This window comes from Tenacibaculum sp. Mcav3-52 (assembly GCF_022347665.1).
Lineage (GTDB): Bacteria > Bacteroidota > Bacteroidia > Flavobacteriales > Flavobacteriaceae > Polaribacter > Polaribacter mesophilus.
The window spans coordinates 514,399-528,502 of sequence record NZ_JAKRGE010000003.1 but is presented as its reverse complement, the minus strand read 5'-3'; the positions used below and the strand labels follow the sequence as shown (position 1 = coordinate 528,502).

The following is a 14,104-nucleotide window of genomic DNA, read 5'->3' as shown; positions in this document are numbered from 1 at the left end:
GGCAGTTCAAGATTGTGCAGGTAATAGTACATCACACACTCAAGTAGTAACAGTTGAAGATACTACGGCTCCAGAGTTTGTAGAGGAATTACCAGCAGATGCAATAGTAAGTTGTGATACAATTCCAACTGCAGTAATTTTAACAGCAACCGATAATTGTGATGCTTCTGTAACTGTGAATTACTCAGAAGAATTTTCAGGACAAGATGATGCATGTGCATCAGAATATACAGTTACAAGAACATGGACAGTAGAAGATTGTGCAGGCAATACCACATCACATACTCAAGTAGTAACAGTTGAAGATACAGTAGCACCAGAGTTTGTAGAGACTTTACCAACGGATACAACAGTAAGTTGTGACGCAATTCCAGCAGCAGTAGTTTTAACAGCAACAGACAACTGTGATACTTCTGTAACTGTGAATTACTCAGAAGAATTTTCAAGACAAGACAATATATGTGCATCAGAGTATACAGTTACAAGAACATGGGCAGTAGAAGATTGTGCGGGTAATGAAGCTTCGCATACTCAAGTAATAACTATTGAAGATAATGAAGCACCACAATTGGTATCAACATTAGAAGACATTATAGTAGAATGTGATACTGTTCCTGATGTTCCAACTTTAGAATTTACAGACAATTGTTCTTCAAATGTAACACAAACTAACTTTGAGGAAACAAGTACGTTTGATGGAAGTGATAGCGATTATACAATTACAAGAAAATGGACAGTTACAGATGACTGTGGAAATGTAGCAGACTTTATACAGTATATTACAGTAACTGTAAAAACATCTGTAACAGAAATAGCGGATTCAAGGTGTATTGACGATGGCGAAATTAACTTAAATGATTATTTGGCAAATCAAAGTGAAAACGGAACTTGGGAAGTGACTCAAGGAAGCGTTACAATATCTAATGATGGAAGTTTTGATCCGTCAGGAGTAAATTTAGGAGATTATGTGTTTACATATACATCATCAAATAGTAGTTGTTTAACAGTAACAGAAGTTACGATTAATATAAACGATGACTGTTTAGTATTACCATGTGGGCAAGAAGATGTGGTAATTTCAAAAGCAGTAACTCCTAATGGAGATTCATGGAATGAGTTTTTCGAAGTTACAGGAGCTGAATCCTGTGGATTTATAGCCAATGTAAAAATATTTAACCGTTGGGGAGCTAGAGTTTTTGAATCTAAAAATTATGCAAATAATTGGAACGGAACTTCAGATGGAGCAACGTTTGGATCAGCAGAAAGATTACCGGCCGGTACATATTACTACATTGTAATATTAGAAAATAGTGGGTTAAAACCATTTACAGGAGCAATTTACTTAGGAACCAAATAATATTATAGCTATGAACCAAAATTACAAGCTATTAAAAGCAACTATTGTACTGTTTTTTGCAACAGTTTTAACAGTTCAATCACAACAGCTACCACAGTTTACTCAATATATGTATAATACAATTTCTATCAACCCTGCATATGCAGGAAGTAGAGAAGTACTGAGTATTGTTGGACTGCATAGAAGTCAGTGGGCAGGATTAGATAGAGCACCAGAAACACAAACCCTATCTATTCACACTCCACTTAGAAATGATAAAATAGGATTAGGATTATCATTTATAAATGATCAATTAGGCTATGAAAATTTCACCTATTTATATGGAGATTTCTCATATACGATTCAGCTTAATGAGGATATAAAATTAGCCTTTGGACTTAAAGCAGGATTTACTCAATACAATATAGATGATGCCTTAATAGCAACTGAAGGATCAGATCCAGGAATTTCAGGGATTCAAAATAGATGGGAACCTAATTTTGGGAGCGGTTTATTATTACATACAAATAAATGGTATGTGGGGTTTTCAGCTCCAAGATTATTAAATATAGATCATAATGATTTGGTTGTTAATGGAATTAATTACGGAATTATAGACAGAGTAAGTTATTATTTAACAGGAGGATATGTTTTTGATTTGAGTGATAATGTAAAGTTTAAGCCAGCGACGTTAATTAAAGCAACGAATGGAGCACCAGTATCATATGACATAACAGCAAACTTCTTATTCAATGAAAAATTTTGGTTAGGAGGTTCTTATAGAATCAATGAAAACACAGGAGCTTTAGGGGCTTTAGTAGATTTTCAAGTTTCTCGTCAGTTCCGAATAGGTTACGCGTACGAGCATCCATTATCAGACATTAATCAATACTCAAATGGTACACATGAAATATTATTAATGTTTGAGTTATTTCCTAAGTCATATAGAACGAAATCTCCTAGATATTTTTAAAAAGGATAGTTATGAAGACAAAAATTACACTGATACTACTTTTTTTATCAAGCTTTGCATTTTCTCAAAGAAAAATAGCAAATAAATTTTATAAAGAATATGCGTATGTAAAAGCAGCTGAATTTTATAAAAAAGCCATAAACGAAGGAGATGATGGGGTGGATATGATAACAAGGTTGGCAGATTGTTATTATAATAACTCAAACTCTAAACAAGCTGCTTATTGGTATGGAGTTGCTTCAAATAGAAAAGAAAACTTAACTGATGATGCTATATATAAGTATGTACAGTCACTTAGAAGTATAGGAGAGTATGACAAAGCAGATAAATGGCTTCAAAAGATATCTGACAAAGCGTTAAAAGTAAAAAATGTTGACTATAATAAATTAAAAACACTTAATAAAGACTCTGTAGTAGTAGCAAACTTAGAAATTAATACTAAAAACTCAGAGTTTGGAACGTATGTAAATGGACAAAAACTATATTTTGCTTCGACAAGAAAAAAAGATGGTGAAATTTATGAATGGAATAACCAACCGTATTTAGACTTATATCAAGCCAAAATTATTAAAAATAAAAAAGATGAAGATAGTATAGTAAGTGTTATTCCTATTGTATCTTCTAAAATTAACACGGGTTTTCATGAATCGAGTGTAGCAATAACTAAAGACGGGAAAACGTTATATTTTACAAGAAATAATTTAAACGAAAAGAAAAAACTAGAGTATAGTAAAAAAGGTACATCACATTTAAAAATATTCAAAGCTACGTTGGTTAATGGGCAATGGGATAATATTGAAGAGTTACCGTTTAATGATAAAATGTATTCTAGTGGACATCCAGCATTGAGTCCGGATGATAAAACATTATATTTTGTATCTGATAGACCAGATAGTTATGGGTTAACGGATATTTATAAAGTAGCTATTTTAGCTAATGGAGAGTATGGAGCACCAATAAACTTAGGAGATAAAATAAATACAAAAGGAAGAGAAATGTTTCCTTTTGTAGCTAAAGATTATACCTTATATTTCTCTTCGGATGGTTATGCAAATTTAGGATTATTAGATATTTTTAAATCTGATTTACTAAAAAATAACTCGTCAGAAGTTATAAATATAGGAGCTCCATTTAATAGTGGATATGATGATTTTGCTTTCTTTTATAATGAAGATGCAAAAACAGGGTACTTTTCTTCTAACCGACCAGGAGGAAAAGGACAGGATGATTTATATAAGTTTAAAACCTTAAAGTGTAAACAATATATTAAAGGGAGAACTTTTGATAAAAGAACAAAAGAAATTTTACCTAACACTTTAGTAGAGCTTATAGACTTTAAAGGAAAAGTTGTAAAAAGGTTCGTAACTCAAGAAGATGCCACTTTCGTTTTTGAAGTTGAATGTGAGAAGAAATTTTCTTTAAGAGGAACAAAACTAGATTATAAAGATGACTTCATTAATAATATTGAAACGACAGATGTAAGAGGTATAGAAATAGATCGTGATTTATATTTAACACCATTAATTATAGGAAACGAAATAGTGATAGATCCTATATTTTTCGATTTTGATAAATGGAATATACGACCAGATGCAGCTTATGAACTAGAGCATATTGTACGAGTAATGAAGAATCATCCAAAAATGATTATTAAAATTGAAGCTCATACAGATAGTAGGGGTAGTGATAAATACAATGAGATTTTATCAGATAGAAGAGCTAAATCTACCAGAGATTATATTTTTTCAAGAGGTATAGCTACCAACAGGATAGAAAGTGCTATTGGTTATGGAGAAAAGCAGTTGGTGAACAAATGTTCTAATGGTGTACCTTGTTCAGATGAAGAGCATCAAGAAAACAGACGCTCAAAATTTATAATTGTTAATGATTATAAAAAATAATATCTAAGACCTCTATTTATTTTAAAAATAGAGGTCTTAGATATTATTATTGTTATTTTTTTACAAAAATATTGGTATAGTACCATGTACCACCAGTGTTTTTTTCGGCAGTCACTTCAAAATGGGTAAAATCACCTTCAATATTTTTTCGATGTCCCTCGCTTTTAATCCATCCATTAACAACAGATTCAGCAGTAGAATATCCATAAGCTACATTTTCAGCAACCTTAATAGCATTTGTGTTTTCAACTAAATAATCTTTACGATCATGAAAAAAATCGTGAGAAAGCTCTTTTTTCTTTATCATATACATAGTATGATTATATGTTTGAGATTTTATAGCTTCAAGTTTTTTTAAAGTAGATAAGCCTTTGCTTAATCTATAATCATTAATAAGATCAAGAATTTCATTTTCTATTGATTTTTCTTCTATGCTAACGGTAGAATCAGAAGGAGAGTCAATTAATTCATTTTCATTTGAAGAACAAGAAAAGAAAACTAAGGCACAACATAGTACCAATAACTTAAAGGGGAAGTTATTCATTTTTAATAGGGGTTAGGGGTTAAATTATTTTAAAAGTCCAAAAATAGTACAAAATACAATTTAAAACAAGTTTCTTTTTATGCTTAAACGTATTTTTGTATGATTAGATAGCCTGTTTTATAAAGTCTTCATATTCATAAAAAAACAGTTCAAACTGTGTCATAGTCTCTACAAAAAACTCATAACAATCTCTCCAAGTATCTTTATTGTGAATACTAAATTTTTTATCAAAAGGGATATAAATTCTACGAATAATTTTGTGATTGTTTAACTCAAAATTATCATCAAATATAACTTCAGGTAAATATTCTGTTTCCAATATTTTCTTCAAAGAAAGAAGTTGATCGTAAAGTAATTCATTGGCTACATCTTCTGGATGTTCGAAATCTAAACAAACTGAAGCGTTTTTTCTATCCGCTTGAAATTTAAAAGCAAATCCCTTTATTTTGGTATTGTATAACAACCATTTTCTTGGAAAAGATTTTCCAAAACTAGTCCAAAATTCTTTACGCAATCGGGCAGATTCTTCTTTACTAAACACTATCCGTGAACTTTTGCAGTTTTACCTCTTTCTCGCATCATTTCGGCTTCGAAAGCCAATAAATCTTCCCATTTTTTATCAACGATTTCACGATCCATATACTTACGAGCATACCCTAAAAATAAGGTATAATGATTTGCTTCAGAAACCATTAAATCCAAATAAAATTTAGATAATTGTTCATCTTCCATATTATCAGCAAAAACCTTAAAACGTTCACAGCTACGTGCTTCTATTAGAGCAGCAACTAAAAGTCTGTGAATTAGCGCTTCTGTTCTATTACCTGTATGAGGGAAAAATTTTTGCAATTTTAAAGCATAATCGTTTTTAGTAGCCTGTCCTAAAACCATATCTCGCTCTATCATTATGTTATGTACCATCCTAAAATGTTCCATTTCTTCAATAGCAATATCACTCATATCTTTAACAAGTTCAGTTTCTTCAGAGTAATTGATAATAATTGACACAGCATTTGAAGCAGCTTTTTGTTCAGCAAAAGCATGATCTGTTAATAGTTGTTCTAATCCGTTTTTAGCAACTTCAACCCATGAAGTTTCTGTGTCAAATTGTAATCCAAGCATAATGTGTAATTGAGGTTGTAAAAGTAAAAAATATAAGTGCTAATTGTATTATAAATACTCTAAAAATGGTAAATTTGTTGCTGAAAAAATCTCTTAAGAAAATTGCTTTAAAAAATATTGATCCGAATTACGAATACTAAATAGATTGCTACAAATTCTAAATAGGGTAATATTTTAAAAATATTTTTCAGTAGTTTTAGATAAAATAGAGAAAGACAGAAAACTTCTAAGGAAATGAAATTACAGTTACAAAAAAAAATGGGAAAAATTATTGGCGCTTTAGCATTAGTCTTTTTAATGATTACAGCTAATTCGTGTAAAAAAACAGTTACTACAGAAAGTAATGTAAATGAATTTGGTGAATATATTAGTGTTTTTCCAGATAAGCTAATATCGGTAAACCCTAACTTAAAATTTGTATTAAAAAATAAAGTCACGACAAACTTTGATGCCACTGAAGTTATTACTACAAAACCAGCTATAAAAGGAGAAGTAGTTTTAAATGATAATGAGTTAGTTTTTGTTCCAGCTGAAAAACTAAAAAGCAATCAAGAATATTTAATAACACTTCATTTATCTAAATTATATGAAGATATAGAGGAAGATTTAGAGAACTTTACTGTTAAAGTAAAAACTAAAGAATTATTATTCAACGTTTCTTTACAAGCTCCAAGTGTTCATAATAAAAAACTATATGCAGTAGAAGGAGAGTTAATTGCTAGTGATATTATAGAAACGGAAAAAATTCCTTCTTTAATTAGAGCTACATATAATGGGAAAGAAAAAGCTATAAAGTTTAGTACTGTAGGTAAAGTAAGTTCTAAAGTTTACTTTAAGATAGACAGTATAGAGCGCTATGAGGAAGACAAACAATTAAAGGTAGAGTGGACTGGAACACCAATTCAGTCAGAGTCCAAAGGAAGTAGAGAAGTTACCATAACAGGAAAAAACAACTTTAAGATATTAAATGTTGAAGTTATTGATATAGATAAACAACATATTGAAATAAGCTTCTCAGACCCATTACAAAAATCACAAAATTTAAAAGGACTTATTCAGTTTTTAAATACTCAAAAAAGAGCTTTTACATACAAGATAAATAGTAACAAAGTAACAGTATATCCAAAATCATCATTTACACAAAAAGTTGATTTAGAGATTTTCAAAGGAATTAAGAGTGTGGATGGTTATACTTTAAAAGAAAACACAATTAAAACGGTTTATTTTGAAGAATTAAAGCCTGCGGTAAAGTTTATAAAGAGTGGATCAATACTTCCAAACTCTAATAACCTAAAAATAAATTTTAGTGCAGTTAACTTAAAAGCGGTTGATGCTACAATTTACAAAGTATATAAGGAAAATGTATTACAGTTTTTACAAAATAATAGTTTAAGTAATCAAGGAAATTTACGTTATGTAGGGCGTCCTGTAGCTAAATACACAGTAAACCTTGGTAATCAAGGATTAGATCTAAGTAAAGAAAATGCTTTTGCTATTGATTTAGCAGAAATAATAAAAGTGGAAAACGGAGCGATGTATAGAGTCGAGTTTTCATTTAATAAAGACTATTCAAATTATAAATGTGCAGAAGGTGTTTCAACGAAAACCATCGTTTTCGGAAAAAAGGAGATAGATACCAAAAGCTATGACAACCCTAATTACTATGACGATTATTACTACGATTATAATTGGAGAGATAGAGAGGATCCTTGCACAACGTCATACTATTATAACAAAGATATTAGTACAAATATTTTAGCTACTAATATTGGAGTTATAATTAAAAAAGGAAATAATAATAAAACGTTAGTAGCAGTAACAGATATACTTACCACAGATGCTATAGAAGGAACAAAAGTAATTTTATATAATTTACAAAAGCAAGAAGTAGCTTCAGCAACAACTAATAAAGAAGGAGTAGTTTCTTTTTCTGATGTTACTAATGCCTTTTTTGCAGTAGTTACTAAAAACAACAATACAACTTATGTGAAATTGAAAGACGGTGATGCACTTTCAATGAGTAAGTTTGATGTTTCTGGAGTGAAATTACAAGAAGGAATCAAAGGGTATATTTATGGAGAACGAGGAGTTTGGAGACCAGGAGATCAATTGTTTTTAACTTTTGTTTTAAACGATAATGCGAATCCAATTCCAGAGGAACACCCAATAAAATTTGAATTAATAAATCCGCAAGGAAAAATAATCGATAGAAAAGTACTTCCAAAAAAATCAAACAATGTATACACATACGCTCCTATAACAAACCCAGAAGCTATTACTGGTAATTGGAAGTTACGTGTAAGTGTTGGCGGAGCTGTTTTCAACAAAACATTAAAAGTTGAAACTATTAAACCGAATCGATTAAAAATTAAACTAGCTACAGATGCAGAGTTTATCAAAGCAAATTCAACTATTACAGGAAATGTAGAAGTAAAATGGTTACATGGAGCAATAGCAAGAGGATTAAAGTTAGATATCAACGGAAAATTCTCACAAACCAATACGGAGTTTTCAAAATTCAAAAGCTATAATTTTGATGATGTAACTCGTCGATTTGGAACAGAAGAGTTTAAAGTACTAAAAGGAAGTTTAAGTAATGAAGGAACTACTAAGTTCTCGGTAAAACCTAAATTAGATAGTAAAGCTCCAGGAATGTTAAGAGCGAGTTTTATTACAAAAGTGTATGAAAATGGAGGTGACTTTAGTACAGATGTGTTCTCTAACAAAGTGTCACCGTATACTTCGTATGCTGGATTACAAGATGCTGAAGAACCGCAATCTAAAAACTATTTATTTACAGATGAAAACTATACATTTAATGTAGCTTCAGTAAACGAAGAAGGAGTAGGAATAGCAAATACTTTAGAAGTAAATGTATATAAATTATCATGGCGTTGGTGGTGGAGTACTTCTGATAATGGATTGTCTAGTTATGATGGTACACGTTATCATGAACCTTATAAGAAATTAAAAGTAACAACAAATGCAAGTGGTAAAGGAACTTTTAAATTAAAGGTTGATGAAAATGATTGGGGACGTTATTTAATAAAAGTAAAAGATTCAAAAAGCAAGCATGTTACCTCAAATGTAGTATATTTTGATTGGCCTTCTTGGTATGCTAAGAAAAAAGGAAATCAAGATAAAAGTAACGCTACGATGTTGGTATTTACAACCGATAAAGAATCGTATGAAGTAGATGAAAAAGCAACAGTGAAGTTTCCGTCTTCAGAAGGAGGAAAAGCGTTTATTACCATAGAAAACGGAACAGAAGTATTAGATCATTTCTGGGTACCAACACAAGCACAACAAACATCGTTTAGTTTCCCAGTAAAAGCGAGTTATACACCAAATGTATTTGTAAATATTTCATTGTTACAAAAACATAGTCAAACAGTAAACGATTTACCAATTCGTATGTACGGTTCAATACCAATGTTGGTACACAATCCTGCAACGAAATTAGAACCAAAAATCCAGTTAGCGGACGAGTTAAGACCAGAGTCTACGGCTACTATTCAAGTAAAAGAAGAAAAAGGTAGACCAATGACCTATACCATTGCGTTAGTGGATGAAGGCTTGTTAGATTTAACACGTTTTAAAACACCAAATCCATGGGGAGTGTTCTATGCACGCCAATCTCTTGGTGTAAAAACTTGGGATATTTTTGATGACGTTATTGGTGCTTACGGTGGAAAAGTAAATCAAATATTAAGTATTGGAGGAGATGAAGCAGAGGCAGGAAGTAAAAACCGAAAAGCGAATCGATTCAAACCAATGGTTACGTATTTAGGCCCTTTCGATTTAGAAAAAGGAGACAGTAAGGAACATAAAATAAAAATACCTAAATATGTAGGATCTGTTCGAGCTATGGTGGTGGCTACTGATACTAAAAAAGATGCGTACGGTAGCGATGAAAAAACAGCTTTTGTACGAAAACCAGTAATGATTTTAGCATCATTGCCTCGTAAAATAACACCACAAGAAACTGTTACCTTACCAGTTACTGTTTTTGCAATGAAACCAAACATTAAAAATGTAAAAGTTACAGTACAACCAAACGAAGCATATACTATTGTAGGAGATAAAACACAAACCGTTTCATTTAGTCAGCCAGATGAAAAAATGGCGTATTTCACCTTAAAAGTAAATGATTTTAAAGGAATTGGTAAAGTAAAAATAGACGCAAGTTCAGGAAGAGAAAAAGCATCTTACGAAGTAGAAATAGATGTGTTAAACCCAAATCCAGTAACTACTGAAGTAAAAGATGTCGTATTGAAATCTAATGAAGTAGGGGAGATTAACTTTACAAGTTTTGGTACCAAAGGAACGAACGGAGCTACGTTAGAATTATCAACCTTACCACCAATGAACTTTACCAAGCGTTTGGGATACTTAATTCGTTATCCGCATGGATGTGTAGAACAAACAACTTCAGGTGCTTTTCCACAGTTGTTTTTACCAGAATTATTTGAATTATCAAAAGAGAAGATAGCTTCAACAGAAAGAAATATAAAAGCAGCAATTCAACGTTTATCAGATTTCCAATTATCTAATGGAGGATTGTCATACTGGCAAGGAAATAGTACCGCAGATAGTTGGGGAACGTCTTATGCAGGTCATTTTATGATAGCGGCCGAGAAGAAAGGATATGTGCTACCTATTGGTTTCAAATCAAAATGGATAGGATATCAAAAGCAACAAGCACGTAATTGGAGAAATAACTCACGTTATTACAATAATTCTTTATCACAAGCATATAGGTTATACACGTTAAGTTTAGCAAATAGTCCTGATTTAGCATCAATGAACCGTTTACGCGAATCAATGGGAGTTTCAGATGAAGCAAAAATGAGATTAGCAAGCGCGTATGCTTTAATAGGTAAAAAGGCTATAGCAAAATCTATTTTAAAAGGAATAACCGGTTATACCTATACAAAACGATATTATTCAAACTATGGTTCTGAAACTAGAAACAAAGCAATGTCTTTAGAAACCTATATGTTGTTGGATGACGAAACTAAATCAATAAAGTTAGCAAAAGAAATTGCTGAAAATCTATCAAGCGAGCGTTGGATGAGCACACAAACTACGGCCTATAGTTTGTTGGCAATGAGCCAATATGCTCTAAAAAATGGCGGTAGTGACGGAATTAATACAAGTTATATTTTAAATAAGGCGTCAGGAGAAGCAAGTACTTCAAAATCGCTGTTAGCAAAAGATTTAATAGCTATTCAAAAAGAAAATTCATTAAAAATAACTAACAAAAACAACGGAGTTTTATATGTACGTATACTAAACAAAGGAATTTTACCAGTAGGTGAAGAAAAAGTATTCCAAAAGAATTTAGAAACTACTATTACATACAAAACAAAAGATGGAGCTCGTATTACTCCAGATAACTTGTCACAAGGAACCAATTTTGTAGCAGAAGTTACAGTGAAAAATCCAACAAGTGAAACCATTGAAAATGTAGCATTAACGCAATACATTCCTTCAGGATGGGAAATTGTAAATACACGTTTTACTGATTTTGGAAACAATACAACATCTTCAAAAGTAGATTATACCGATATACGAGATGCAAGTATCAGTAACTACTTTACCTTGAAGAAGTACGAAACCAAAACATTTAGAGTATTAGTGAATGCTTCGTATTTAGGTGAATATTATTTACCAGGAGTACAAGTAGAAGCAATGTATGACAACGATTATATAGCTCGTACTAAGGGACAGTGGATTAAGGTAATTAAGTAAATAGTTTCTAAACAATCATTACGGTTTTTGTAGTGATTGTTTGTTATTTGTTAAATTTTAAAAGAGGGTACGAGGGATATTTTTTAGGAGAAATTTGACACATAAAATAATTTATGCAAACAATTTTCAAATGGATACAACAAAATAAAATCAAAGCAATCATCACAGTTTTTGTGGTGATTGCTTATTATTTCAGCCTACCTAAAAAATTATTTGAGACACCTACATCAACAGTTGTTACTGCAAAAAACAACGAATTATTAGGGGCTGTAATAGCCAGCGATGGTCAGTGGAGATTTCCTGAGTTAGACTCTGTGCCTAGAAAATTTGAATATTGTATTTTACAATTTGAAGATGCTTACTTCTATAAGCATTTCGGGTTTAATCCTATTTCAATAGGAAAAGCAATGGTAGAAAACATCAAAGCGAAAAGAGTTGTACGAGGAGGAAGCACATTGACACAGCAAGTAATTCGCTTATCAAGAAAGAATAAAGAACGCTCATATTTTGAAAAGCTACAAGAATTAATACTAGCCACTCGATTAGAATTTCGTCACTCAAAAAAAGAAATTCTAAACCTCTATGCATCTCATGCTCCTTATGGAGGAAATGTTGTTGGATTAGAAATGGCTTCGTGGCGTTATTTTGGTTTAAAACCACATCAATTGTCATGGGCAGAAACAGCAACTCTAGCTGTATTACCCAATGCTCCTTCATTGATTTATCCGGGAAAAAATCAACAAAAGCTAAAAAATAAAAGAAATAGGTTATTACAAAAATTACATGAAGAAGGAATAATAGATCAAATAACATATGATTTAGCAATTGAAGAAGAGTTACCACAAAAACCATATCCGTTACCTACAGTAGCACCACATTTTGTACAAGAAGTAACTAAACAGTATAGAGGACAACGTGTAAAAAGTTCTATTGATATTCATTTGCAAAGGCAAGTAAATAATTTAGCAAAGCAGCATTATTTCCGTCAAAAACAAAATGAAGTCTACAATATGGCAGTATTGGTGTTAGATGTTAAAACAAGAAAAGTACTGTCTTATGTAGGGAATTCTCCAACCGATAAAGCACATCAAAAAGATGTGAACAATATCATCGCTCCAAGAAGTACAGGAAGTACTTTAAAGCCTTTTTTATATGCGCAAATGCTACAATCGGGAGATTTACTACCTAGTCAATTAGTCGCAGATGTACCAACAGAAATAGCAGGATATTCACCAAAAAACTTCAATCTAACTTTTGATGGAGCAGTTCCTGCGAACGAAGCATTAACACGTTCACTGAACATTCCTTCAGTACGCATGTTACAGCGATACGGATTGGAAAAATTTAGAGAAGATTTAAAAGCATATCACATTAGCGATATTAATAAATCAGCAGATTATTATGGACTCTCCTTGATTTTAGGAGGAGCAGAAGCTAGTTTATGGGATTTATGTAAAACCTTTGCAGGATACGCAGGAATTGTAAATCACTATGAAGAACTAAAACATAAGTATTACCAAAATGAGTTCATAGAACCTAGTTTTTTGTCAGAAGGAACTCCAGATTTTGGTAAAGTTCAAGAAGACTATATAACTTTAGATGCTGGAGCTACATTTTTAACACTAAACACTTTAATAGAGGTAAATAGACCTTATACAGATCAAGCTTGGAAGTATTATGATTCGTCTCAAAAAATAGCATGGAAAACAGGTACAAGTTTTGGAAATAAAGATGCTTGGGCAGTTGGAGTTACCCCAAAATATGTAGTAGGGGTGTGGATAGGAAATTCTGATGGAGAGGGACGTCCAGACTTAACAGGAGTTGGAAGTGCAGCTCCATTAATGTTTAATGTTTTTGATGTGTTACCGAAATCTAACTGGTTTTTAGAACCCTATGAAGATTTAATAGAAGCTGCTATTTGTGAGAAAAGCGGGTTCTTAGCTAAGACAATTTGTCCTTCAGTAATAACCAAAAGAGTTCAAAAAAGTGCTATGAAAGCCAAGTCATGCCCGTATCACCAAGAAATAACGGTAGATATATCTGAAAAATATAGAGTGAACTCAAATTGCGAATCAATTTCTAACATGATAACAAAACCATGGTTTGTATTACCACCACTAATGGCTTATTATTATCAGCAGAATAACGCAGATTACAGATCACTTCCAAAATATAGATCAGATTGTAACCAGTTGGAAAGTAATACAATGGATTTTGTTTTTCCTGCTAAGCTCACATCAAAAATATCGTTAACACGAGGAGAGAATAATAAGTTAAATCCTATAATTTTAAAGCTCACACACGCCAATGCAGAGGCAAAAGTATATTGGTATTTAAATAAACAATTTATTGGAATAACAGAACAGTATCATGAACAAGCTGTTATGCCAAAAAAAGGAGTTCATACAATAACAGTTATAGATGATTTTGGGAATGAGCTGAAAAGGATTATTGAACTAAAAAATTAAATAAAT

At 31.7% G+C, this 14,104-nt stretch carries 8 protein-coding genes; 5 read left to right on the top strand and 3 right to left on the bottom strand.

Going from position 1 to position 14,104, the window contains the following annotated elements; translation table 11 throughout:
- From MHM83_RS11680 to MHM83_RS11670, 3 genes are all read left to right on the top strand, one after another.
- Nucleotides 1–1,357, top strand: a 1,357-nt coding sequence (locus tag MHM83_RS11680; protein ID WP_239179918.1) for an HYR-like domain-containing protein, incomplete at its 5' end; no start/stop codon positions are given.
- 10 nt (nt 1,358–1,367) lie between these two features.
- Nucleotides 1,368–2,309 carry a PorP/SprF family type IX secretion system membrane protein gene (locus tag MHM83_RS11675; RefSeq protein WP_159616748.1) on the top strand — a complete coding sequence of 314 codons (942 nt, stop codon included), beginning with the start codon at nt 1,368–1,370 and terminating at the stop codon, nt 2,307–2,309.
- 11 nt (nt 2,310–2,320) lie between these two features.
- Complete coding sequence (locus MHM83_RS11670; protein WP_159616746.1) at nt 2,321–4,210, top strand: OmpA family protein; 1,890 nt, start codon at nt 2,321–2,323, stop codon at nt 4,208–4,210.
- Between the two features lie 52 nt (nt 4,211–4,262).
- Here MHM83_RS11670 and MHM83_RS11665 read toward each other — a convergent pair whose 3' ends face one another.
- The 3 genes from MHM83_RS11665 to MHM83_RS11655 all read right to left on the bottom strand — a co-directional run bounded on the left by MHM83_RS11665 (nt 4,263) and on the right by MHM83_RS11655 (nt 5,876).
- Nucleotides 4,263–4,754: a CAP domain-containing protein gene (locus MHM83_RS11665; protein ID WP_047790570.1), complete on the bottom strand. Its 492-nt coding sequence runs from the start codon at nt 4,752–4,754 to the stop codon at nt 4,263–4,265.
- Nucleotides 4,755–4,857: 103 nt separating this feature from the next.
- Nucleotides 4,858–5,295 carry a DUF4268 domain-containing protein gene (locus MHM83_RS11660; RefSeq protein WP_047790571.1) on the bottom strand — a complete coding sequence of 146 codons (438 nt, stop codon included), beginning with the start codon at nt 5,293–5,295 and terminating at the stop codon, nt 4,858–4,860.
- Nucleotides 5,295–5,876: a tRNA-(ms[2]io[6]A)-hydroxylase gene (locus tag MHM83_RS11655; RefSeq protein WP_073183535.1), complete on the bottom strand. Its 582-nt coding sequence runs from the start codon at nt 5,874–5,876 to the stop codon at nt 5,295–5,297. The genes MHM83_RS11660 and MHM83_RS11655 overlap by 1 nt, the downstream gene beginning before the upstream one ends.
- Before the next feature lie 258 nt (nt 5,877–6,134).
- Here MHM83_RS11655 and MHM83_RS11650 point away from each other — a divergent pair, with 258 nt between their 5' ends.
- Together MHM83_RS11650 and pbpC are read left to right on the top strand one after the other, a co-directional pair.
- Nucleotides 6,135–11,630 (top strand): alpha-2-macroglobulin family protein, encoded by a 5,496-nt coding sequence (locus MHM83_RS11650; RefSeq protein ID WP_239179915.1) that lies wholly within the window; start codon nt 6,135–6,137, stop codon nt 11,628–11,630.
- Between the two features lie 113 nt (nt 11,631–11,743).
- On the top strand, nt 11,744–14,098 hold the full coding sequence (pbpC, locus tag MHM83_RS11645) for a penicillin-binding protein 1C (protein ID WP_239179913.1): 2,355 nt from the start codon (nt 11,744–11,746) through the stop codon (nt 14,096–14,098).
- Nucleotides 14,099–14,104 lie beyond the last annotated feature (6 nt).